At 67.7% G+C, this 20,531-nt stretch carries 24 protein-coding genes, 1 tRNA gene and 1 pseudogene; 10 read left to right on the top strand and 16 right to left on the bottom strand.

Features of this window, described 5'->3' with window-relative positions:
- Window positions 1-4: 4 nt before the first annotated feature.
- The 10 genes and pseudogenes from QMG28_RS17305 to QMG28_RS17260 form a co-directional block, all read right to left on the bottom strand.
- Entirely contained in the window at window positions 5-1,003 is a 999-nt protein-coding gene (locus QMG28_RS17305) for a hypothetical protein (RefSeq protein ID WP_281843574.1), read from the bottom strand.
- Window positions 1,000-1,680, bottom strand: coding sequence for an ABC transporter ATP-binding protein (locus QMG28_RS17300; RefSeq protein ID WP_281843573.1), 681 nt, complete (start codon window positions 1,678-1,680; stop codon window positions 1,000-1,002). Before QMG28_RS17300 ends, QMG28_RS17305 begins: the two co-directional genes overlap by 4 nt.
- Window positions 1,681-1,689: 9 nt before the next feature.
- Window positions 1,690-2,832, bottom strand: coding sequence for an ABC transporter permease (locus QMG28_RS17295; protein WP_281843572.1), 1,143 nt, complete (start codon window positions 2,830-2,832; stop codon window positions 1,690-1,692).
- Entirely contained in the window at window positions 2,829-3,173 is a 345-nt protein-coding gene (locus QMG28_RS17290; protein ID WP_281843571.1) for a hypothetical protein, read from the bottom strand. Before QMG28_RS17290 ends, QMG28_RS17295 begins: the two co-directional genes overlap by 4 nt.
- The gene (locus tag QMG28_RS17285) at window positions 3,170-3,718 is read right to left on the bottom strand and encodes a nitrous oxide reductase accessory protein NosL (RefSeq protein ID WP_281843570.1); all 549 of its coding nucleotides are present in this window, start codon (window positions 3,716-3,718) and stop codon (window positions 3,170-3,172) included. The genes QMG28_RS17290 and QMG28_RS17285 overlap by 4 nt, the downstream gene beginning before the upstream one ends.
- Window positions 3,719-3,771: 53 nt before the next feature.
- On the bottom strand, window positions 3,772-4,377 hold the full coding sequence (locus QMG28_RS17280) for a nitrous oxide reductase accessory protein NosL (RefSeq protein ID WP_281843569.1): 606 nt from the start codon (window positions 4,375-4,377) through the stop codon (window positions 3,772-3,774).
- A 158-nt stretch (window positions 4,378-4,535) separates the two neighbouring features.
- Window positions 4,536-4,919 (bottom strand): DUF2946 family protein, encoded by a 384-nt coding sequence (locus QMG28_RS17275; RefSeq protein WP_281843568.1) that lies wholly within the window; start codon window positions 4,917-4,919, stop codon window positions 4,536-4,538.
- A gap of 124 nt (window positions 4,920-5,043) precedes the next feature.
- Window positions 5,044-5,733: a DUF1045 domain-containing protein gene (locus tag QMG28_RS17270; RefSeq protein WP_281843567.1), complete on the bottom strand. Its 690-nt coding sequence runs from the start codon at window positions 5,731-5,733 to the stop codon at window positions 5,044-5,046.
- Between the two features lie 115 nt (window positions 5,734-5,848).
- Complete coding sequence (gene cydX, locus QMG28_RS17265; protein WP_281843566.1) at window positions 5,849-5,974, bottom strand: cytochrome bd-I oxidase subunit CydX; 126 nt, start codon at window positions 5,972-5,974, stop codon at window positions 5,849-5,851.
- Between the two features lie 15 nt (window positions 5,975-5,989).
- Window positions 5,990-6,142: pseudogene (locus tag QMG28_RS17260) on the bottom strand (cytochrome d ubiquinol oxidase subunit II); the annotation flags it as partial.
- A gap of 53 nt (window positions 6,143-6,195) precedes the next feature.
- Here QMG28_RS17260 and QMG28_RS17255 point away from each other — a divergent pair.
- The 4 genes from QMG28_RS17255 (at window position 6,196) to QMG28_RS17240 (ending at window position 10,810) form a co-directional block, all read left to right on the top strand.
- Window positions 6,196-6,477: a hypothetical protein gene (locus QMG28_RS17255; RefSeq protein ID WP_281843565.1), complete on the top strand. Its 282-nt coding sequence runs from the start codon at window positions 6,196-6,198 to the stop codon at window positions 6,475-6,477.
- 71 nt (window positions 6,478-6,548) lie between these two features.
- Window positions 6,549-7,034 carry an RrF2 family transcriptional regulator gene (locus tag QMG28_RS17250; RefSeq protein ID WP_281843564.1) on the top strand — a complete coding sequence of 162 codons (486 nt, stop codon included), beginning with the start codon at window positions 6,549-6,551 and terminating at the stop codon, window positions 7,032-7,034.
- A 69-nt stretch (window positions 7,035-7,103) separates the two neighbouring features.
- A complete protein-coding gene (locus tag QMG28_RS17245; RefSeq protein ID WP_281843563.1) occupies window positions 7,104-7,943 on the top strand; it encodes a fumarylacetoacetate hydrolase family protein in 840 nt (279 codons plus the stop codon).
- A gap of 146 nt (window positions 7,944-8,089) precedes the next feature.
- Window positions 8,090-10,810, top strand: a complete 2,721-nt coding sequence (locus QMG28_RS17240; RefSeq protein WP_281843562.1) for an HAD-IC family P-type ATPase — start codon at window positions 8,090-8,092, stop codon at window positions 10,808-10,810.
- Window positions 10,811-10,843: 33 nt separating this feature from the next.
- On the opposite strand, the gene QMG28_RS17235 is transcribed toward QMG28_RS17240, so the two are convergent.
- Window positions 10,844-10,917: transfer RNA gene (locus tag QMG28_RS17235), tRNA-Cys, on the bottom strand.
- 159 nt (window positions 10,918-11,076) lie between these two features.
- Here QMG28_RS17235 and QMG28_RS17230 point away from each other — a divergent pair.
- The 3 genes from QMG28_RS17230 to QMG28_RS17220 all read left to right on the top strand — a co-directional run bounded on the left by QMG28_RS17230 (window position 11,077) and on the right by QMG28_RS17220 (window position 14,419).
- Complete coding sequence (locus tag QMG28_RS17230; RefSeq protein WP_281843561.1) at window positions 11,077-11,730, top strand: protein-L-isoaspartate O-methyltransferase family protein; 654 nt, start codon at window positions 11,077-11,079, stop codon at window positions 11,728-11,730.
- Between the two features lie 53 nt (window positions 11,731-11,783).
- The gene (locus QMG28_RS17225) at window positions 11,784-13,172 is read left to right on the top strand and encodes a TolC family outer membrane protein (protein WP_281843560.1); all 1,389 of its coding nucleotides are present in this window, start codon (window positions 11,784-11,786) and stop codon (window positions 13,170-13,172) included.
- A 104-nt stretch (window positions 13,173-13,276) separates the two neighbouring features.
- Window positions 13,277-14,419, top strand: a complete 1,143-nt coding sequence (locus tag QMG28_RS17220) for a hypothetical protein (RefSeq protein ID WP_281843559.1) — start codon at window positions 13,277-13,279, stop codon at window positions 14,417-14,419.
- 5 nt (window positions 14,420-14,424) lie between these two features.
- Here QMG28_RS17220 and QMG28_RS17215 read toward each other — a convergent pair whose 3' ends face one another.
- The gene (locus QMG28_RS17215) at window positions 14,425-15,870 is read right to left on the bottom strand and encodes a cobyric acid synthase (RefSeq protein WP_281843558.1); all 1,446 of its coding nucleotides are present in this window, start codon (window positions 15,868-15,870) and stop codon (window positions 14,425-14,427) included.
- Between the two features lie 91 nt (window positions 15,871-15,961).
- Here QMG28_RS17215 and QMG28_RS17210 point away from each other — a divergent pair, with 91 nt between their 5' ends.
- On the top strand, window positions 15,962-16,780 hold the full coding sequence (locus QMG28_RS17210) for an arsenate reductase/protein-tyrosine-phosphatase family protein (RefSeq protein WP_281843557.1): 819 nt from the start codon (window positions 15,962-15,964) through the stop codon (window positions 16,778-16,780).
- A gap of 77 nt (window positions 16,781-16,857) precedes the next feature.
- On the opposite strand, the gene QMG28_RS17205 is transcribed toward QMG28_RS17210, so the two are convergent.
- Complete coding sequence (locus tag QMG28_RS17205) at window positions 16,858-17,178, bottom strand: DUF6280 family protein (protein ID WP_281843556.1); 321 nt, start codon at window positions 17,176-17,178, stop codon at window positions 16,858-16,860.
- Between the two features lie 219 nt (window positions 17,179-17,397).
- Between QMG28_RS17205 and efp the strand changes: the two genes are divergently transcribed.
- Window positions 17,398-17,961 carry an elongation factor P gene (gene efp, locus QMG28_RS17200; protein WP_281843555.1) on the top strand — a complete coding sequence of 188 codons (564 nt, stop codon included), beginning with the start codon at window positions 17,398-17,400 and terminating at the stop codon, window positions 17,959-17,961.
- 82 nt (window positions 17,962-18,043) lie between these two features.
- Here efp and QMG28_RS17195 read toward each other — a convergent pair whose 3' ends face one another.
- Complete coding sequence (locus QMG28_RS17195) at window positions 18,044-18,847, bottom strand: fructosamine kinase family protein (protein ID WP_281843554.1); 804 nt, start codon at window positions 18,845-18,847, stop codon at window positions 18,044-18,046.
- Entirely contained in the window at window positions 18,835-19,584 is a 750-nt protein-coding gene (gene ygfZ, locus QMG28_RS17190; protein ID WP_281843553.1) for a CAF17-like 4Fe-4S cluster assembly/insertion protein YgfZ, read from the bottom strand. The genes QMG28_RS17195 and ygfZ overlap by 13 nt, the downstream gene beginning before the upstream one ends.
- Window positions 19,585-19,645: 61 nt before the next feature.
- Here ygfZ and QMG28_RS17185 point away from each other — a divergent pair, with 61 nt between their 5' ends.
- Window positions 19,646-20,320, top strand: a complete 675-nt coding sequence (locus tag QMG28_RS17185; protein WP_281843552.1) for a glycosyltransferase — start codon at window positions 19,646-19,648, stop codon at window positions 20,318-20,320.
- On the opposite strand, the gene QMG28_RS17180 is transcribed toward QMG28_RS17185, so the two are convergent.
- Window positions 20,308-20,531: hypothetical protein (locus tag QMG28_RS17180; protein ID WP_281843551.1), on the bottom strand; the 224-nt coding region annotated here is incomplete at its 5' end. The two genes, QMG28_RS17185 and QMG28_RS17180, sit on opposite strands and share 13 nt — an antisense overlap.

The raw sequence follows: 20,531 nt of genomic DNA, 5'->3' as shown, positions 1-20,531 counted from the left end.
CGGCTCAGCCGAACAGGATCAGCTGCGAGCGGGCGATGGCCCAGATCACCGCGAGGCCGAACAGCGCAAAGGCGATCAGTGCGCCGGTCACCTGCCGCCGGAGCATCGCGGGCAGCACGGGCGCGAGGCTTTCGGCCCGCCCGAAGGCGCTCACCAGCCCGGCCCCCAGCGCCAGCGCGGTGCCGCTGAAGAGCGGGATGTAGAGCGCATAGCCGAAATAGTTGAATTCCGGTTTGAGGATGCAGAAGGGGCAATGGTGGTTCGGGTGGTCGTAGATATAGAGCGAGATCACCGAGACGATGGCGGCGAGCGCGGCGGCGAAGAACACCGCGCCCCCGAGCGCGAACCAGCCGTGCCCCCGCCCGGTGGCGAGGCTCAGCCCGCCGGTCGCCGCCACGGCAAAGCCCGCGCCCGCCAGCAGCCAGAGCGCCGCGCCCGGCGCGAGGCCGGTCATCTCCGCCGCGATCCCTTCGTTGACCGGGGTGAACAGCTTTGAGCAGCAGGAGGTGATCACATCGGTCTCCAGCCCGAGAAAATAGGCCAGCTCGGTGCCTGCGCTGGCGAGGATGAGCGGCACGATGGCGAGGAGGGCGGCGTATTTCACCTTGGTCAGCGGGTAGTCACGCCCGGCGCGGTCGGCGCGGTCGAGCATCAGCCAGGCGGCCGCGGCGAAGAATACGGCGATCTTGAGATAGAGCGCCGGGAAGCCGTAGGCGTTTACGTTCAGCGTGCCCACCGCACACATTGCGCCGACAAACAGCGCCGCCATCCGGTCGGCATTGAAGACGAAGAGCAGGAGCGCGGCGATCTCGGCCAGCATCACGAAGCCGAAGAGCGTGGAGACGAGCTGCGTCGAGCGTTCGAGGCGGAGCTGCGCCCGCGTGCCGCTGGCAATGTCCCACTGGCGCAGCACGCGGAGCGCGAACCAGCCCGACCACAGCGCCACCGCGCTGGCCAGTGCCGCGACGAGCAGGAGGGCGAGGATCGGGGTTTGCAGGATCATGCGAAAGCCCCGGTCACCCGCCCGTCCTGCATCTCGATCACTGCATTGACGAGATCGGATTGCCAGATGCGCGGGTCGTGGCTGGTCATGATCACCGTGCGCCCCTCGGCGCGCAGATCGGCGACGATATCGAGAAAGCGGTGGGTGAGGTCGGTGTCGAGGTTGGCGGTGGGTTCGTCGGCGATCAGCACCGGGGCATCGTTGATCAGCGCCCGGGCGATGGCGGCGCGCTGGGTTTCGCCGCCCGACAGATGCTCGACCGGGGTATCGGCCTTGTCCGCCAGCCCCAAAGCGGCGATCCGGTCGCGCGCGGCCTCTGCCAGCGCCTGCGGGTCGGGGCCAAGCGGCGCGGCGGGCAGCATCACGTTTTCCAGCACCGTCAGCCCGCGAATGAGGTTGAACCGCTGGAAGACGAAGCCGAAGGTGCTGCGCCGCTCTTCGGTGAGAAAGCTTTCCGGCAGGCCCGAAACCATCCGGCCGTCGATCATCACCCGCCCCGCGCTGGGCCGCGCCATGCAGCCGATCAGCGACAGGAGCGTCGTCTTGCCCGAGCCGGAGGGGCCCTTGAGCACGGTTACCGCGTCGGCCCCGATATCGAGGCTTACGTTGTCGACCGCCCGCACCCCGTTGGGGCGGCCTTCATTGTAAAGCTTGGTGACGGAGGAAAGTGAAATCATCGGGCAGCCTCAGCGCATGATCTGGTCGGGGTCGGCCGAGGCCGCGCGCCAGATCGGCACGAGCGTGGCGGCGATATAGGGCAGGGTGGTGAGCAAAAAGAGCGTGGTGAGCTGCAGCGCGTCGATCTGCGGGGCGAGGGCGAAATCGGGGTAGATCACCGCCCAGCCCTTGAGCATCGGCGCAAACAGCGCGGCGCTGAACAGGAAAACATGCAGATAGGCCGTGACAGTGCCGAGCAGGAAGGCCCCGGCGGAAACCAGACCGCCCTCCCAGAGCTTCATCGCGATCACGTCGGAACTGTTCCAGCCGATCGCCTTGAGAATCCCGATCTCGCGCGCCTCTTCCGCCGACAGGCCCGAGGCCTTCTCGGCGGCGAAGATGGCGAAGGCGAGCAGAGCCGCCCCGGCCAGCGCCACCATCACCCCTTCACGCCAGGAGAAGATCTTTTCATAGGTGCGCGAAATGTCGTCGCGGGTGACGAAGCGGGCGCTGGGCATCAGCCGTTCGGCCTTGGTCACGATGGTGTCGATCTCGCGGCTGTTGCGGATGCTGACCGCGATGTCGGTATAGATCCCTTCGGGCAGATCGAAGAAGGCGCGGAAATCGGCCTCGTCGAGCAGGATCAGGTCGGACGAGACCAGAGCCGAGCCGGTGGGGAGGCGGCCCGTCACCTCGAATTTCTGCAAGTCGCCGCTGTGGCGGCTGAGAAAGAGCGGCGCCGTGTCCCAGGCGAGACCGCGAGCACGCGGGATGCCCTCGCCGATCACCGCTTCGCCGGGGCCGGGCGCGAGGGCGGGATCGTCCGGCACCATCATCGTGTAATTCGCGCCGTTCACGCTGTCGTAGAAATAGCCCCAGAGCCGGCCCGTCACGCGGGTCACGCCGCGGATGCCCGCGAGCGCCCCGATGGCGTCGGCGCCGATCATCTCGTGGCGGCCCATGCGCAGCTCCTGCACGATCAGTTCGGGCGCATCGGCCAGCACCAGCCCCGCCTCGCGCTTCAGAGCGGTGGAAAAGAACATCGCCGAGGCGACGACGAACACCACCAGCGCATAGATCGCCACGAGGCCGATATTCTTCACCCGCCGGCGGGCGAGAGCCGCGAGCGTGAAATCGGCCAGCGCCCGCTGCCGACGCCACCAGCGGGTCATTGCGCCACCTCCTCGGGTGAGAAGCCGAGCCGCCCGCTGCCGAAGCTCTCGGGCCGGGGCGCGAAGGTGCCGGAGGGGAAATGCTCGAACGCCATCGGGTTATCCTGAAACGGGGTGTGCAGGTCTGCCAGAGCGGGGTGGCGGGTGTAGCGGGCCTCGGTGAACAGGGCGAGATCGGTCAGCCCGGCCCGGCGCACCAGCGTGGCCGAAGCCGCCATCCGCGCCGTCTCGGCCCCGCGCGAGAGCCGCGCATGCAGCGCCTCGCCCGCCAACGCCGCCACGCCCGCGCCGATCAGCGCGAATACCAGCGTGCTGCGCCGTATCCCGCCCGCCCGGCTCATTCGAACCGCCCTTCGTCCAGGCCGGTGAGCAACGGCAAATCAACCTCGCCAAAGCGCAGCCGCCGCTTGCCGCTGTGGTCGCGCATGAAATCCGTCGCGTCCACATCGGTCATCATCGGCACCAGCTCGTGGCCCATCGGCCCGTAAACGTCCGAGCCGATCACATATTGCGCGTGGCGGGCATCGACGAGCGTGAGGCCGTAATATTCCGTCACGCCCATCCCGGCGATCTGGTCCGTGGTGCGGCCGGGGGCGTATTTCTCCAGATCCGCGAGGTATTTGAAGAAGTCCTTCGCGCCGTCGAAATGCGCCGCTTCGCCATCGTTCCACAGCACGGTGGCCACCCATTCGGGATATTGGGCAACGAACATGCCGCAGACCGGGCAGGTGTCGCGCGGGCCGGGGCGGGGCAGCTCGACCGGGCCGGCATCGGCGTGGGCGGGGGGCAAACCCAGCCCGGCGAGCAGCGCGGCGGCGGGGAGGGTTGCCAGCAGGCGGCGGCGATCCGCTCGGAAAGCGGGGCGGGGGGCGTGGTGATCGCACATGGTGTCGTCCTCGCAGGGGCCGCCCCGCGCGCGGGGCACGGGGCGGCTGTCGCTCAGTTGCCGGAGGCCGCGCGGGCGCGGCGCTCGGCGCGGCGTTTGCGGATGCCGATCGTGTCTTCGGCCATCGAGGCGAAGGCGAGGCGCAGGGCGTCGTCGAAGCCCACGATCTGCGTGCCCTCGGCTTCGGCGGCGGCGGCTTCCGCCCTGGCCGGATCGGCATAGGCCCATTTCGAGACCGGGCTCATCGTGCCCATCTTGGCGGGGTTGATGACATAGCTCATCGCCTCGGTGTCGGCGAGCGGCTTCACCTCGGCTTCGGCGCCCGCATCGCCCGCGTAGATCGTGCGCGGCCCGCGATCCATGTTGAGCGACAGGCTGATCGCGGCGCAACGGATCGAGCAGGTGCCATCGACCGTGTCGTCGTCATAGACGATCAGGTGGCGGGTGTGGCTCCATTGCTGGCGCATCATGCCGCAATAGGGGCAGCGGGGGTATTTCTCGAACTCGTTTTCGAGCGGGGCGGTATCGACCTTGAGGAAGCGGGCAAGGCCGTTTTCGGCGGTCCAGTCCCTGGGCATCTGCATCTGGTCCTGGGCGGAGGCAGCCCCGGCGGCGAGCGCGCCGGTCGAGGCGGTGAGGATGAAATCGCGGCGATTCATGGATATGTCCCTTGTGGTATTGTCCGGATACAGCGCCACGGCGCGCAACAGTGGCGCGGCAGGCGGCTCGATCCGTTTGTTGAGGCCGTCCCGAATGGCTCCCCAACCCGGTTCGGGTCCGGGCGGGGAGCCGGGACGAAAAGGTGTGATCCTATGGATCAGGCAAGGGAGAAGGGCGGTGGTGCGCGGATCGGCTGTTCGCCGGGAAAGCGCATCTCGGCCATATGCGCGCCGAGCGGCAGGGCCCAGACCACCGCGAAAGTGACGAAGGGAAAATCGGGGCTGGGCATCGCCGCCGGCTCGCCAAAGGCCATGACGGAGGCGTTTTCGCAGATCGGGCAATCGTGATCCTGCGGCACCGGCTGGCCATCGGGACCGATCAGCTCGATCCCGTTGCCGGTGCAGATTTCGAGGATCCCGAGCCGCGCGTCGAGGCCGGCATTGCCGGTCGACCTGGCTGCGACGGCGCCGATGTGGTCGGCGTAGAACAGCACCTGCACGGCCATCGCGAACAGCGCCACGGTGCGGACGAGAGCGTGCACTCCGAACCCGTTTCGCCTGGCCCTGGTCTTGTGCATGGGGCGCGTGGCTCCGCAATCACATCAGCTGGGATGGAGCTTACGGGTGGCGGCGCATCGCTGGCAATCGGCCATTCGGTCGCAAGGGTCAGCCGGTGAGCGGGAAGCGCGCGATCAGGTGAAAGCGCCGCTCGGCATCCTCTCCGAACAGGCACAGATCGGCCAGCCGGAACGGGCGGGGCAGGAGTGGCGCCAGATGCGGCGCGAGTGCCGCTTCCACCGCCCCGGCCTCGTCCGGCGCGAGCTTGCCGGTGAGGGTGAGGTGAAAGCGAAACTCGTCCATCACGTAAGGATAGCCCCAATGCGCCAGATGCGCCTCTTGCCGGGGGCTGAGCCCGGTGGCGCGGCGGCGGGCGATCTCTTCGGGCGGCGCGGGCGCGCGGTGGCGGTCGAGCCCCGCCACCACCTCAGCCGCGACGCGGGCAATGGCGCGGCTGTCGCCGTCGGGCGTGAGGGCGAGAAAGCCGCCGATCCGCGTCAGCGCCAGCCCGTCGGCGCCGGCCGCAGCCAGCCCGGTGGCGAGCCCGGCAAGGTCATCCTCCAGCGCCGCGCGCGACGATCCGGCGGCGAGGCGGAAGGGCGGCTTGAGGGTGCCGTGAAAGCCGTAGCGGCGCGGCTCTTCGGTCAGCGCCGCGCGCGGGCGGGGCAGCCCCTCGACTGCAACAGGCTCGGGGCAGGTGCCACTGGCCGGATCCCAGCCGAGCCAGCCCGCGGCAAAGCTGGCGAGCGGCCCCGGCTCGGGCGCGTAATAGACGGCATATCGCTCGAAGGTTTCCATTCCGCTCCCCATAGCCCGGCCATGCAACGATTGCGTGACGCCGGGCCAAGGTCAAAGAAAACCCCGCGGCGCGAAGGGACGTGACGCGCCGCGGGGCCGGTATCTCGGCAGGGGGTCAGTCCTGCCGGGAATTGCGCTCGCCGATCAGGCGTTCGTCTTCCTGAAGCTCAAGCCACATCGCGTTGACGACGGCGAGGCCGGCGGCGAGGGGCAGGCCGAGAAGCCAGGCAAAATACCACATGGATGTCTCCTTATCTCAATACATCTGGCCGTTTTCGGCGATCACGTCATCCTCGGTCACCTTGCCCCACAGCACCTTGTAGACCCAGGCGGTGTAGAGAAGGATGAGCGGCATGAAGATCAGCGTCACGACCAGCATCACGAACAGGGTGAGGTGCGACGACGCTGTCCGCGGCACGAAACAGCATCCCGTCGGCGATATAGCTCAGCGCGGCCCGCAGGATGCCGGTGGCGAGAAAGATCAGCGCCGCCTGCGCGGGCGAAAGCGCGGCGGGCGGGGTGAGCAGCCCGGCGATCCCGGCAGCCACCGCCCAGGCCTGCACCAGCCACAACAGGTTCTGCCCCGCCGCCAGCGCCGAGGCGCGGGCGAGCGGGCGGCTGACCGGGGCAAGTAGCCGCGCCATGGCCGGTTTTGTCTGCTTCGCCAAAGCGATCCGTTCCTGTTCGCGCTTATTCCACATCAAAGATGCGTGTTTACCGGGCCAAATTCGGTGCCCCGACTGATCTAGATCAGATACACGGTCAGGCAACCGTGATTCTTTGTCGCAAACCGTAGCCGACTTTCGAGAGCTTTCGTGCGCCTGACCACCCGGACCAATCTTGCCATCCGCGCGCTGATGTATTGCGCCGTCCATGACGGGCAGTTGTCGCGCTCGGCCGAGATCGCCCATGCCTGCAATTCCTCGGCCAACCACCTTGCGCAAGTCGTCCACCACCTCAACGCGCACGGTTTCGTCCATGCCACGCGCGGGCGGATGGGCGGGGTGAAGCTGGCCCGGCCGGCCCGCGCGATCAATATCGGCGAGGTGTTTCGTATCTTCGAGGCCGATGTGCCCTTTACGGAATGCTTTTCGCTCGACAATAACACCTGCCCGCTGGTGCGCGCCTGCCGGTTGCGCAACGCCATCCGCCGCGCGCTCGACGCCTTCTACCGCGAGATGGATCTGGTCACGCTGGAAGATCTGGTGAAGGGCAATTACCTGCTCGACGAAATCTTTGCCGTCACCGACACCGCCGCCGTGATCGGCTGCGCAGGCCCGGCGCGCGCCGCGCGCGGCTGAGGCGGCGGGCCGGCTTGACACCCGGCAGGGCGGGCGCGAGGGTCTGCCCGGTTTGTGAGGGAGAACAGCATGAAATTCATCCGCTATGGCGAGCGCGGCGCCGAAAAGCCGGGGATGCTCGATGCCGCCGGGCAGATCCGCGATCTGTCGGGCCATGTCGGCGATATCGCGGGTGAGGTGCTGACCCGGCTGGGCGATCTGGCCGCCCTCGACCCTGAAAGCCTGCCCCGCGTCGAGGGCAGCCCGCGCATCGGCGCCTGCGTCGGCAATGTCGGCAAGTTCATCTGCATCGGCCTCAATTACGCCGATCACGCCGCCGAATCCGGAATGCAGGTGCCGCCCGAGCCGGTGACCTTCGCCAAGTACAGCTCCGCCGTCTGCGGCCCGGACGATCCGATCGTGATCCCGCGCGGCTCGGAAAAGACCGATTGGGAGGTGGAGCTTGCCTTCGTGATCGGCACACGTGGCAAATACATCGCGGAAGACGAGGCGCTGCGCCATGTCGCGGGTTATTTCATCGCCAATGACGTGAGCGAACGGGCGTTCCAGATCGAGCGGTCGGGGCAATGGTCGAAGGGCAAGTCGTCCGACAATTTCGGCCCGATCGGCCCCTGGCTCGTCACCCCCGACGAGATTGCCGACCCGAACGCGCTGGCGATGTGGCTCGACGTGAACGGCGAACGGATGCAAAGCGGCTCCACCGCCACGATGGTCTACAAGGTGCCCTTCCTGATCTCCTATCTCAGCCAGTTCTTCACGCTGGAGCCGGGCGACGTGATCTCTACCGGCACGCCTCCGGGCGTGGGCATGGGCAAGACCCCGCCGCGCTATCTGCGCCCCGGCGATGTGGTGACGCTCGGGGTCGAGGGGCTGGGCGAACAGCGCCAGATCTGTATCGCCGATACCTGACCGAAACCGGCCCGAAACCGGCGGCGATCGTCTGGAAAACCGGCCCTCTTCCCCCCACATATTGGGTATGAACACAGCCGGGCCGCGCCCTGCCGGTTCCCGGGCAGGGTGTGTTGCGCCCGGGGCCGGGAAAAGGACCGATCGAGATGAAAGACACAAGGGCGCCCCTCGCGTTTCATGCGGTTGCATCGGCTGAGGTTCTGTCGGCGCTGGACACCGGGGCGGCAGGGCTCAGTTCGGCTGAAGCCGCCGCCCGGTTGGCGCAGCATGGCCCCAACAGCCTGCCCGAAGCGCCCCCGAAAAGCCCGGTCTGGCGCTTTCTCGCCCAGTTTCACAACCTGCTGATCTACGTGCTGATCGCCGCGTCTGGCGTGACCGCCGCACTCGGGCACTGGATCGACACCGGCGTGATCCTCGCCGTGGTGGTGGTCAACGCGGTGATCGGATTCATCCAGGAGGGTCGCGCCGAGCAGGCGATGGCCGCGATCCGGGGGATGCTCGCACCGCATTCCGCCGTGCTGCGCGATGGCCGGCGGATCAGCGTCGACGCCGCCGATCTGGTGCCCGGCGATATCGTGCTGGTGGAGGCGGGCGACCGCGTGCCCGCCGATCTGCGGCTGATCGAGGCCCGTGGCCTCTCTGCCGTCGAAGCGATCCTGACCGGAGAATCGGTGCCGGTGGATAAATCCGTGGCCGCCGTGGAAGAAAACCTGAGCCTGGGCGAGCGCGGCTCGATGCTGTTTTCCGGCACGCTGATCGCGGCGGGCACCGGGCGGGGCGTGGTCGTGCAGACCGGCGCCGAAACCGAGATCGGCCGGATCAGCGGCCTGATGGCCGGCGTCGAGACCCTGACGACGCCGCTGGTGCGCCAGATGGACAGCTTCGCCCGCTGGCTCACCGCCTTCATCCTGATCCTCGCCGCGATCCTGCTTGCCTATGGCTATTTCGTGGGCCGGATGGAGTTCGGCGCTCTGTTCATGGCGGTGGTCGGCCTGTCGGTCGCGGCGATCCCCGAGGGCCTGCCGGCGGTGCTCACCATCACCCTCGCGGTGGGGGTGCAGGCCATGGCCCGGCGCAACGCCATCGTCCGCCGCCTGCCCGCGATCGAAACGCTGGGCTCGGTTTCGGTGATCTGCTCCGACAAGACCGGCACGCTCACCCGCAACGAGATGATGGTGGCCTCGCTCGCCGCCGCCGGGCATGTCTATTCGGTCGGCGGCAACGGCTATGCCCCCGAGGGCGCGGTGCGGCTGGCCGAGGCCGATGCCGACCCGGCGGAGCACCGGGTGCTGGTCGAATTCTCCCGCGCCGCGGCGTTGTGCAACGATTCCGTCCTGCATATCCGGGGCGATGACTGGCATGTCGAGGGCGACCCGATGGAGGGCGCGCTCATCGCGCTTGCGGGCAAGATCACCGGCGACGGGGCTGAGCCGTTCCAGAGCTGGTGCCGCGACGATGCGATCCCCTTCGATGCGGCGCATCGCTACATGGCTGTGCTGCACCACGATGAAGACGGCGCGGCGCGCATCCACGTGAAAGGGGCGCCCGAGGCGGTGCTCGCGCTCTGCCGCGACCAGCGCAGCGCCGATGGCGGCACCGAGCCGCTGGATGCCGGTCACTGGCACGAAATGGTCGACACCCTCGCTGCCGAGGGCCAGCGGGTGATCGCGGTTGCGGCGCGCGCGGTGCCGGGCGGCCATGCCGCGCTCAGCACCACCGATCTCGACGGCACGCTCACGCTGATCGGCCTGATCGGGCTGATCGACCCGCCGCGCGCCGAGGCGATCGAAGCGGTGGCCGAATGCCACCGGGCCGGGATCCGGGTGAAGATGATCACCGGCGACCATGCCGCCACCGCCCGCGCCATCGCCGCGCGGATCGGGCTCGACAATACCGAGCGCGTATTGACCGGCACCGAGATCGAGGCGATGGATGCCGGCGATCTCGCCGAGGCGGTGCTGTCGACCGACATCTTCGCCCGCACCTCGCCCGCCCACAAGCTCCGGCTGGTCGAGGCGCTGCAGGCGCGCGGGCTGACCGTGGCGATGACGGGCGATGGCGTGAACGACGGCCCGGCGCTCAAGCGCGCCGATGCCGGCATCGCCATGGGCCAGAAGGGCAGCGAGGCGGCGAAGGAAGCGGCCGAGCTGGTGCTGGCCGACGACAATTTCGCCTCCATCGTCGCCGCCGTGCGCGAGGGGCGCACAGTCTACGACAACATCAAGAAGGTGATCAGCTGGACCCTGCCGACCAATGCAGGCGAGGCGATGACCATCGTCGTCGCGCTGTTTGCCGGCATGGCGCTGCCGATCACGGCGGTGCAGATCCTCTGGGTCAACCTCATCACCGCCGTCACCCTTGGCGTGGCGCTGGCCTTCGAGCCGACCGAGGCGGGCACGATGCGCCGCCCGCCGCGCCCGCGCAACGAACCGCTGCTGACCGGCGGCCTGGTCTGGCATATCGTGCTGGTCTCGGGGCTGTTTCTTGGCATGGTATTCGGCGTCTATGCCTATGCCACGGGCAAGGGCTACGATCAGGCGCTGGCGCAAACGATGGCGATGAATATGCTGGTGGTGCTGGAGATATTCCACCTGTTCTTCATCCGCAACATCTACGGCACCTCGCTCACCTGGGCGGCGGTGCGCGCGACCCCGGTGATCTGGGGCGCGGTGGGCTTCGTGATCGCGGCGCAGATGCTCATCACCTATCTGCCGGTGCTCCAGGGCATTTTCGGCACCCGAAACGTGCCGCTGACCGACGGGCTGATGATCATCGGTCTGGGCGCCGTCTTCTTCGCGCTGATCGAGACCGAAAAGCAGATGCGCCTGGCCTTCCGCCGCCCCCCGGAAACATCCGAGGCGCCGTGAACGGCGGGGACGCGGATGGTTGAGGGGGGAGGATGGAGGCGAGTACCGGAATCGAACCGGTGTGCACGGATTTGCAATCCGCTGCGTAACCACTCCGCCAACTCGCCGAAGCCTTGGGGGATGTAGCGGATGGGCGGGGCCGGTGCAAGGGGCTGTCGCAGGGATGTCGCAGCTTGGAAAATGCCGCCGGGGCGGTGTTGCGGGGCTGTGGAAAACGTGGCAAGTGTGCTTTGCGTGCAGGCACATACGACATTGCAAGGTCAAAAATGAGCGATTCCAAAGCCCTTCGGACCATGATGGTTGACACTCAGGTGCGCCCGTCGGACGTGACGAAATATCCGATCATCGAGGCGATGCTCGCCGTTCGGCGCGAGGATTTCGTGCCCGACGCGCTGCGCGCCGCCGCCTATGCCGATGCGCCGGTGGCGCTGGATGGCGGGCGCGTCATGCTTGAGCCGCGCACGCTGGCCAAGATGCTGGACGCGCTGGAGATCGAGAGCGACGAGCTGGTGCTCGATCTGGGCTGCGGCCTGGGCTATTCCGCCGCGATCATCGCGCGGATGGCCGATTTCGTGGTTGCCCGCGAGGAAGACGAGGCGCTGGTCGCCGAGGCCGAGCGCCGGCTGGGCGCGGCGGGGGTCGACAATGTGGCGGTGATCGCCGGGCCGCTCGCGGCGGGCGACGACAAGCACGGGCCCTATGACGTGATCGTGGTCGAAGGCGCCGCCGACCTTGTGCCCGACGCGCTGGTGGCGCAGCTCAAGGAGGGCGGCCGGATTGCAGCGATTTTGACCGACGGATCGGCGGGCGCGCTGCGTATAGGCTTCAAACGCGATGGCCACCTGGACTGGCGGTTCGGCTTCAACGCCACCGCGCCGGTGCTGCCGGGCTTTGAGAAAACCGTGGAATTCGCGCTCTAGGCGACAACGATAACAGCGGCCCACGCCGCGTGGCAGGACAAGGACGAAGCGTAATGCGTGTACTGAAACGATCCATTGTCGGGGTGGCCCTTGCATCGGCCCTTGCCCTTGCGCCGCTCGCCGCCGCCGCGGAAACGCTGTCGGACGCGCTCGTTTCGGCCTATCGCAGCTCGGGCCTGCTTGAGCAGCGCCGTGCGCTTCTGCGCGCCCAGGATGAAGGCGTGGCCATCGCCGTGGCGGCGACTCGCCCGGCCTTCAACTACGCGCTCAGCGGCAACTGGCGGATGACCGAAACCACGCTCGCCACCGTCACCGCCGCGACCGCGGCGGCAACGCTCTCGTCCAGCCTGACGATCTACGATTTCGGCCGCTCGCAGCTCAATATCGACCTCGCCCGTGAAAACGTGATGATGGCGCGCGACACGCTTGTCAGCGTCGAACAGCAGGTATTGCTGCGCGCGGTCAGCGCTTTCCTTGACGTGCGCTCGGCGCATGAAACGGCGATGCTTCAGGCAAACAACGTGCGCGTGATCACCGAAGAGCTGCGCGCCGCGCGCGATCGCTTCGAAGTGGGCGAGATCACCCAGACCGACGTGTCGCTCGCCGAGGCCGCGCTCGCCGCCGCCAGGAGCTCCGAGGCCGCGGCCCGGGGCCAGCTGATGATCGCGCGTGAAGAATACAAGGCCGCTGTCGGGCACTACCCCAACGGCCTGCAGGTGCCGCCGGCGGCGCCGATGACGGCCCGTTCGCTCGACGAGGCCAAATCGCTCGCCCGCACCCGCCACCCCGATGTGCTCTCGGCGCAGCGTTCTGTGAAAGTGGCGGAGATCTCCACCGAGATCGCCCGGCGCGGCATGTATCCCACGGTGACGGCCAATACCTCGGTGGCGCGCAACTTCGTTTCCGGCCCCGATAACACCACCGCCTCGGTGGGCGTCTCGGTGTCGGGTCCGATCTATCAGGGTGGCCGGCTGTCGGCGCTCTACCGCCAGGCGCGGGCGCAGGTCGAGGCTTCGCGCGCGGCGCTGCACGTTTCGGTGCAGGGGGTCGAGCAGAGCGTGGCCAATGCCTGGGCGCAGCTTGCGGTGGCCACCGCGAGCCTGCAGGCCACCGACCAGCAGATTCGCGCCTCCACCGTCGCCCTGCGCGGCGCGCGGGAAGAGGCGACGCTGGGCGCGCGCACCACGCTGGAAGTGCTGACCTTCGAGCAGGATCTGCTCGACGCGCAGGCCAACCGGATCACGGCGCAATCCAACCAGTATCTCGCGATATATAACCTGCTGTCGGCGATGGGCCTGCTGACCGTCGAGCACCTCAAACTCGGCATCGCCACGTATGACCCGGAAGCCTATTACAACGCGGTCAAGGGTGCGCCGGTTTTCGATATCAGCCCGCAGGGCGAACGCCTCGATTCGATGCTGGAGGCTCTTGGCCGCAAATAAACGCGCCAACCCGCTGCTGCGGTAACGATTCCTTAGCCAGACCGTTGTGTGATCTCAGCGGGCTGGCTATTCTGCATTTCAAGCCAAGAAAAGAGGTCGAGCATATGTCCGAACCGGTATCGAAAGCGGAAATCGAAGATGTGCTCTCGTCGATCCGGCGGCTGGTCTCGGAAAACGCCAATGCGTTGCGGCGCGACGCGGCGCCCGCCGGGGAGACGGGCAAGCTGGTGCTGACGCCGGCTTTCCGCGTCGACGAGACGGACGAGGCCGAAGCGCCGGCCGAGGATGCCGGGGATACAGCGGTTTCGCCGGAAGAAGCGGTGGCGCATGTGGTCGAAGCGGCCAATGTCGATGCCGCCAGCGAGGGCGAGGCCAGCGCCTCGGACAAGGGCGGCGCGGGCCGTGCCCAAAGCCCGCTGGAGCAGCGCATCGCGGAGCTTGAAGAGGTCGTGGCGCAGAGCGCGGCGGAGTTCGAGCCGGACGGCAGCGAGCTGGGCTACGAGATCCCCGACGAATTCGTCTTCCACCATCACGGCGCACCGGCGGAAGCCGAGGCTGAGTCGGAAGCCGGGGCCGCGCAGGAGGAGCCGGTGGCGCAGGCCGCAGAGGCCGAGGCGCCAGAGCCGGTGGTGCAGGCCGCAGAGGCCGAGGCGCCAGAGCCGGTGGCGCAGGCCGCAGAGGCCGAGGCGCCAGAGCCGGCGACCGAGGCCGAAGACCCCGTACCCGACGCGCCGATGATCGAGCTGGAAGCGGATGAGGAAATCGCCCCGCAGACGGCGGACGAGGAGGAGGGGGCCGAGATCGCCGCTTTCACCGCCGCCGTGCCGACGGAGCCGGAGGCGGCTGCCGAAGCCATCCCGGAGCCGGAGGCTACGGCTGAAGCCATCCCGGAGGAGGAGGTTGCCGCCGAAGCGGCCCCGGAGCCGGAACTGGCCGAAGCCGAACCGGAGGCCACCGCCGAAATCCTTGATCTCGCCCCCGGGTCGGCGCAGGACGACGATGGCGCGGCGGCTATTGCCGCGGAGGGCGAGGATCACGCCTGGGAAGATGTCTACGATCCCGCGCCGGCGGCGCTCAGCGATGCCGATGTCGAAGCGGTGATCGACGAGGAGGCTTTGCGCGAGATGGTGGCGCGGATGGTGCGCGAGGAGTTGCAGGGCAGCATCGGCGAGCGGATCACGCTCAATGTGCGCCGTATGGTCCGCCGCGAGATCGCCCGCGCGCTGTCGTTGCAGGATTTCGAGTAATCCCGTCAGGCCAGCGCCAGCAGCGCGTCAAGGTCCAGATGTGTCTCCAGATGCGCCGCGAGCGCATCCAGCGCGGCTTCCACGCCCGCGTCATAGCTGGTATCCGACACCGGCGCGCCCAGCCGGGCAAGAAAGGCGCGGCGGAAGGCGTCTGAGGCGAACAGTCCGTGCAGATAGGTGCCCATGATCCGCCCGTCCGGGCTGGCGGCCCCGTCTCGGCGCTCGCCCAGGCCCAGCCAGGCGCGGGCGCAGTCCGGCCCCTCGGTGCGGCCAAGGTGGATTTCGTAGCCTTCCACCGCATCTCCGGTCGGCAGGTAGGTGGCGGCGGTGAGCGCCAGCGTCTTGGCCGGTTCCAGCACCGTGGCAACGTCGAGCAGCCCCAGCCCGGGCATATGGCCCGGCGCGCCCTCGATCCCTTCCGGGTCGGCAATCTCGGCGCCGAGCATCTGGTAGCCGCCGCAGATCCCCAGCACATGCCCGCCGCGCCGCATATGGGCGGCGAGGTCGATATCCCAGCCCTGACGGCGGAAATCGGCAAGGTCGGCCATGGTGTTCTTGCTGCCGGGGATCAGCACCAGATCGGCGTTGCCGGGCAGCGGGCGTCCGGGCCCGATCATCTCCACCTGCACCCCCGGTTCGGCGGCGAGCGGGTCGAGATCGTCAAAATTCGCGATCCGGCTGAGGCGTGGCACCGCCACTCTGAACGCCCCGCCGGGGCGTGGGCGGGCAAGGTCCATCACATCTTCAGCGGGCAGCTTCCACGCCTCGGAGAACCATGGCAGAACCCCCAGAGGCCGCCAGCCCGTGCGCTGCGAAATCTCGCCCAGCCCCTCGTTGAAGAGCGTAACATCGCCTCGGAACTTGTTGACGATATAGGCTTTTATCCGGTCACGATCCTGCGCCGGCAGGATCGCATTGGTGCCGACGAGCTGGGCGATCACGCCGCCCCGGTCGATATCGCCCACCAGCACGACGGGCACATTCGCCGCCTCGGCAAAGCCCATATTGGCAATGTCGCCCGCCCGCAGGTTGATCTCGGCGGGGCTGCCCGCGCCCTCGACCAGCACCAGATCGGCGCTGTGCGACAGCCGGGTGAAGCTCTCCATCACCCGGGGCAGTAGTTCGGCCTTGGCCTTGCCGTAGTCGCGCGCCTTCAGCGTGGCGAAGCGCTGGCCCTGCACGATCACCTGCGCGCCGGTATCGGTTTCGGGTTTCAGCAGTACCGGGTTCATGTCCACCACCGGATCGCGCCGGGCGGCACGCGCCTGCAGCGCCTGCGCCCGCCCGATTTCGCCGCCATCGGCGGTGACGGCGGCATTGTTGGACATGTTCTGCGGCTTGAACGGCGCCACGCTGAGGCCCCGCAGCGTATAGGCCCGCGCCAGCCCGGCGACGATGAGCGATTTGCCCACATTCGAGCCCGCGCCCTGGATCATGATGGATCGTGCCATGGGGCCTCCCTCGTCGGCGCGATCCTATCGCCGCGCCGGCGGGGGAGAAAGGCGATTGACGGAAAATCAATATATCAATAAATGATGAGATATGGATACGAATCATGCCCTCGCCGCCTTCGCCGCCCTCGGTCAGCAAACCCGGATCGACGCCTTTCGCCTGCTGGTGAAGGCGGGGCCGGAGGGGATGAATGTGGGCGAGATCGCCGCGAGCCTCGGGGTGCGCGACAACACGATGTCTGTCGCGCTGTCGGTGCTGGCGCAGGCGGGGCTGGTGGTGGCGCAGCGTGAGGGGCGTGCCAACCGCTACGTTGCCGATATGAGCGGGGTGCGGGGGCTTATCGACTATCTCACCGAGGATTGTTGTGGCGGCCAGCCCGAGCTGTGCGCGCCATCGACGGAGGATTACCTGATGCCCGCTGCCCGCAACGTGCTGTTTCTGTGCTCCGGCAATTCGGCGCGCTCGCTGATCGCCGAGGCGATCCTGAACGCCGAGGGGGCAGGGCGGTTCCGGGCCTATTCGGCGGGGTCCACCCCGCGCGGCGGGCCGCATCCCTATACGCTCGATCTGCTGCGCGGGCTTGGCCATGACCTTGGCGCCCTGCGGGCGAAAAGCTGGGACGAGTTCGCCGGGCCGGAAGCGCCGCAGATGGATTTCGTTTTCACCGTCTGCGACAAGGCGGCGGCGGAGCCTTGCCCGGTCTGGCCCGGTCAGCCGGTCACCGCGCATTGGGGCCTGCCCGATCCGGTGATCGAAACGGGCAACGAGGCGGAGCGGCGGCTTGCCTTTTCCGAGGCATACCGGATGCTGCGCAACCGGATCACCGCCTTCATCAGCCTGCCGGTCGAGAGCCTCGACCGCCTGGCGCTGAAGCGCGCGGTGGACGACATCGGTCAGGGCAGGGCGTGACCGTGCCGCGCCGGCGGCGGCGCAAAAGAAAAACGCGCCCGCGAGGGGCGCGCTTTTCTTACAACCTGTGAACAGGGTCAGGCGGCTTCGGCAGCCTCGGCGGCATGACGGCGCTCGCTCTCTTCGCGCGACAGCGCGACGGAGGTGCGAACCCCCTTCGAGACGAATTCCATCAGCCCTTTCACCACGCGCTCGTTCGGGTCGATCCCGGCGCAGGAAAGAACTTCACGGCCATCGCGCGAGCGCGCCCAGCGGGCGATCTGGTCGGGGCCGTTGCCGTATTTCTTGTCATCCGCGATCGCATCGTCCAGCGCGGCCAGAACCACGGCGGCGAAGAGTTTGCGCGAGCGATTGCCCTGTTCGTGGTTGAACGCGGTACCGTCTACAGTGTCGAACATTCTGCGTCCTTCGTTTTTCTTGCTCTTGTGCTTTCGGGCGTGCTGGCCAATATGGCCTTTCCCAGCCGATTCGGTATCCCCCTGAACGCATGACTGCCATGCGCCAGGTGCATGGCTGAGCCGGTGGCGGCACGATATCTGGTCTGCTTGCCAGGGGCGAACCGGCAAGATATAGGTGCGGCCAATTCAACATCAACCTTTCGCCACGGTTTTGCCACAATGCCCAAAATCAACGGTAACGAAATCCGCCCCGGCAACGTGCTGGAGCATAATGACGGCCTCTGGGTCGCGGTCAAAGTCGACCATGTGAAGCCCGGCAAAGGCGGTGCTTTCGCTCAGGTCGAGATGAAAAACCTGCGCAACGGCTCCAAGCTCAACGAACGCTTCCGCTCCGCCGACAAGGTCGAGCGTGTGCGGCTTGAGCAGAAGGATATGCAGTTTCTCTACGAGAGCGACGGCATGCTCACCTTCATGGACACCGAGACCTTCGATCAGGTCGAGCTGCCCGCCGATATCCTCGGCGACCGCCGCCCCTTCCTGCAGGACGGCATGACCATCGTGGTCGAGTTCCACGAGCACGAGGCGCTGAGCGCGACCCTGCCGCAGAAGGTGACCTGCACCATCGCCGAGACCGAGCCGGTGGTGAAGGGGCAGACCGCCGCCAACAGCTTCAAACCGGCCGTGCTCGATAACGGCGTGCGCGTCACGGTGCCGCCCTTCGTCGGCCCCGGCGAGGCGATCGTGGTCAATACCGAAACGATGGAATACAGCGAGCGCGCCTGACGCAACGTCATGTTGAGATCTGGAAAAGGGTCCGGGGTCCGGGCCCTTTTTCGTTGCGCTGGTTTCTTGCACCGAACCCGGGTCAAGCCCCGGCGTTGGTGAGAAACCGCTCCACCATGCCCCGGTAGCCCTCGCCGAACAGGCGCAGGTGGACGAGCGCGGGAAACAGGGAATAGACCGCCCGCCGCGCCTGCCAGCCGGGGGCGAGCGGGCCGTAGCCTTCTGTAAAGCCGGGGCCGGGGCCGCCGAACAGGTGCAGCATGGCCAGATCGACCTCGCCATCGCCATAATAGCTCGCCGGGTCGATCAGATGGATGCGCCCGCCGCGGCCCGCCAGCGTGTTGCCCCGCCACAGATCGCCGTGCAACAGGCTGGTGGCCGTGTCGGGCAGGCGCTCTGCGAGGCGGGTGGAAAGACGCTCCAGCCGGGGGGCGAGGGCGGTCGGCAGATGCGGCAGGAAGGGCAGCAGCCGCCGCTCGGCCCAGAACCGCGGCCAATCGTCCAGCGGCGCATTGGCGATCGGCACCGTGCCGAAGGCGTAGTCTTCCGCCCAGCCGCTCTGCGTGCCGCGATGGGTGTGCAGCCGGGCGAGATCCTCGCCGAATTGTGGCCAGCTTCGCGGTGTTTCCGGCGCCGCGTCGAGCGCTTCCATCAGAAGGATGCCCGCCTGTTCTCCAAAGAGTTCCGGCACGGGCGCACCTGCCGCGCGGATCGCCGCGAGCATCCGGCCCTCGCGCGCCACCAGCGGCCCGGCCTTGGCGACGAGCGTGCGGCCATCCTGCAGGACGACGCGGGATACCTCGGAGAGATCGCCGCCATGCAATGCCTCAATGCTGCGGGGGGCGCTGCCGAGCAGCGCGGTGCAGGCAGCGCTCAGGGCGTCCATGTCACCGTGGCGCCACCGGCCCGCATCGGGCCGGTGGCCCGGTCGAAGCGCAGATAGGCGATGGCCTTGCCGCCCGACACGGTGGTGAGCCGCCCGGCCTCTTTGCCGTCCTCCGTCAGCACCGGCGTGCCCGGCGCCGCATCGCCCTCGACCGAGACGGTGACGAAGCCCTTGCGCAGCGCTGTCTTGTGCTTCATCCGGGCGGTGACCTCCTGGCCGACATAGCAGCCCTTGCGGAAATCGACGCCATGCAGCCGATCGAACCCGGCTTCGAGGATATAGGCATCGCCATCGAGCTCCACCCCGGTTTCGGGTATGCAATGGGCAACGCGGATCGCGTCCCAGTCGATCACCGGGTCACCGCCGGGCGTATCGCTGTAAAGACGCCAGCCAAGGGCAGGGTGGCGGGGGTCGTCATGGGCGCCTTCGGGTCTGTCGCCAGTACCACGAATCGCGTATTTATTGGTGATTTCAAGCTCAACTTTCGCCCGCAACTTATACATTTTCAACTTCTGGACGAGCCCGCCGGCAAGCGCAGACTGGACGTCGATCAAAATGCCGTCGCCTTCCGGCAGCAGGAAGAAATCGGCGATATACTTGCCCTGCGGCGTCAGCAGCGCGGCGTAGGACAATGCGCCGATCCCGGTCACGTTGTTCGAGACGAGACCTTGCAGAAAGCTCTCGCGCTCCTCGCCGGTGACGCGGATGATCGTGCGGTTCGGATGCGTTTCGCCCATTTGTTTTCCCCTCGGTCCTGTCTCGCTTATATAGGCCTGTATCGCCGGGAGAGAAGCCAGGATGCGCGCACCGTTGTCGATCGTGATCCCCACGCTGAACGCCGAGGCGGTGCTGCCCGGCTGCCTCGCGGCGCTGATGGACGGGGTCGAGGCCGGGCTGGTACGTGAACTGGTGGTGAGCGATGGCGGCTCGGTCGACGCGACCCGCGACATCGCGCAGGCGGCGGGTGCGATCTGGGTCGAAGGCCCCGCCGGGCGCGGTGGGCAATTGCGCCGGGGGGTGGCGGCCACCAGCGGCGGCTGGCTTCTTGTGCTCCATGCCGATACGCGGCTCGCCCCCGGCTGGACCAGCGCGGTGGAGGCGGGCATGGCGCGCGGGGCGCCGGGCTATTTTTGCCTGCGCTTCGCCGCCCCCGGCCTCGCGCCGCGCCTCGTGGCGGGCTGGGCCAATCTGCGCGCGCGGGCCGTCTCGATGCCCTTCGGCGATCAGGGGCTGCTCGTCTCGCGCGCGGATTACGAGGCCGGCGGCGGTTACCCCGACATTCCGCTGATGGAAGACATGGCGCTCATGCGCCGCCTGCCGCGTGCGCGCCCGCTCGATGCGGTGGCCGAGACCGGCGCGGCGCGCTACCTCGCCCGGGGATGGCTGCGTCAGGGAGGCGCAAATCTCTGGCGCCAGGCCCGCTTTCTGGCCGGTGCCGACCCGGCCCGGCTGGGGCGCGGCTACCGCGATTGAGGCAGCGCCGGGCAGACCTCGGCCGCCAGATTGCGATCTGCGTGTCTTGCGAAAATATATTGACAAACAATGATGTAGGGCCAGTTTTCACCGGAAAACCGGAAAACCGGAAAACCGGAAAACCGGAAAACCGGAAAACCGGAAAACCGGAAAACCGGAAAACCGGAAAACCGGAAAACCGGAAAACCGGAAAACCGGAAAACCGGAAAAC

This window comes from Sinisalibacter aestuarii, assembly GCF_027923545.1.
Lineage (GTDB): Bacteria > Pseudomonadota > Alphaproteobacteria > Rhodobacterales > Rhodobacteraceae > Sinisalibacter > Sinisalibacter aestuarii.
The sequence above is the reverse complement of the archived record's forward strand: the minus strand, read 5'-3'. Positions and strand labels throughout refer to the sequence as shown.

Bases quoted from the DNA above. Each gene is read 5' to 3' on its own strand.
- QMG28_RS17255 (WP_281843565.1), top strand. From the start codon at position 6,196: ATGCCGGTGGCGAGAAAGATCAGCGCCGCCTGCGCGGGCGAAAGCGCG.
- QMG28_RS17230 (WP_281843561.1), top strand. From the start codon at position 11,077: ATGAGCGATTCCAAAGCCCTTCGGACCATGATGGTTGACACTCAGGTG.
- QMG28_RS17215 (WP_281843558.1), bottom strand. From the start codon at position 15,870: ATGGCACGATCCATCATGATCCAGGGCGCGGGCTCGAATGTGGGCAAA.
- QMG28_RS17195 (WP_281843554.1), bottom strand. From the start codon at position 18,847: ATGGACGCCCTGAGCGCTGCCTGCACCGCGCTGCTCGGCAGCGCCCCC.
- ygfZ (WP_281843553.1), bottom strand. From the start codon at position 19,584: ATGGGCGAAACGCATCCGAACCGCACGATCATCCGCGTCACCGGCGAG.
- QMG28_RS17225 (WP_281843560.1), top strand. From the start codon at position 11,784: ATGCGTGTACTGAAACGATCCATTGTCGGGGTGGCCCTTGCATCGGCC.
- QMG28_RS17205 (WP_281843556.1), bottom strand. From the start codon at position 17,178: ATGTTCGACACTGTAGACGGTACCGCGTTCAACCACGAACAGGGCAAT.
- QMG28_RS17285 (WP_281843570.1), bottom strand. From the start codon at position 3,718: ATGTGCGATCACCACGCCCCCCGCCCCGCTTTCCGAGCGGATCGCCGC.
- QMG28_RS17270 (WP_281843567.1), bottom strand. From the start codon at position 5,733: ATGGAAACCTTCGAGCGATATGCCGTCTATTACGCGCCCGAGCCGGGG.
- QMG28_RS17245 (WP_281843563.1), top strand. From the start codon at position 7,104: ATGAAATTCATCCGCTATGGCGAGCGCGGCGCCGAAAAGCCGGGGATG.
- QMG28_RS17220 (WP_281843559.1), top strand. From the start codon at position 13,277: ATGTCCGAACCGGTATCGAAAGCGGAAATCGAAGATGTGCTCTCGTCG.
- QMG28_RS17185 (WP_281843552.1), top strand. From the start codon at position 19,646: ATGCGCGCACCGTTGTCGATCGTGATCCCCACGCTGAACGCCGAGGCG.
- QMG28_RS17295 (WP_281843572.1), bottom strand. From the start codon at position 2,832: ATGACCCGCTGGTGGCGTCGGCAGCGGGCGCTGGCCGATTTCACGCTC.
- cydX (WP_281843566.1), bottom strand. From the start codon at position 5,974: ATGTGGTATTTTGCCTGGCTTCTCGGCCTGCCCCTCGCCGCCGGCCTC.
- QMG28_RS17280 (WP_281843569.1), bottom strand. From the start codon at position 4,377: ATGAATCGCCGCGATTTCATCCTCACCGCCTCGACCGGCGCGCTCGCC.
- efp (WP_281843555.1), top strand. From the start codon at position 17,398: ATGCCCAAAATCAACGGTAACGAAATCCGCCCCGGCAACGTGCTGGAG.
- QMG28_RS17210 (WP_281843557.1), top strand. From the start codon at position 15,962: ATGGATACGAATCATGCCCTCGCCGCCTTCGCCGCCCTCGGTCAGCAA.
- QMG28_RS17300 (WP_281843573.1), bottom strand. From the start codon at position 1,680: ATGATTTCACTTTCCTCCGTCACCAAGCTTTACAATGAAGGCCGCCCC.
- QMG28_RS17290 (WP_281843571.1), bottom strand. From the start codon at position 3,173: ATGAGCCGGGCGGGCGGGATACGGCGCAGCACGCTGGTATTCGCGCTG.
- QMG28_RS17240 (WP_281843562.1), top strand. From the start codon at position 8,090: ATGAAAGACACAAGGGCGCCCCTCGCGTTTCATGCGGTTGCATCGGCT.
- QMG28_RS17305 (WP_281843574.1), bottom strand. From the start codon at position 1,003: ATGATCCTGCAAACCCCGATCCTCGCCCTCCTGCTCGTCGCGGCACTG.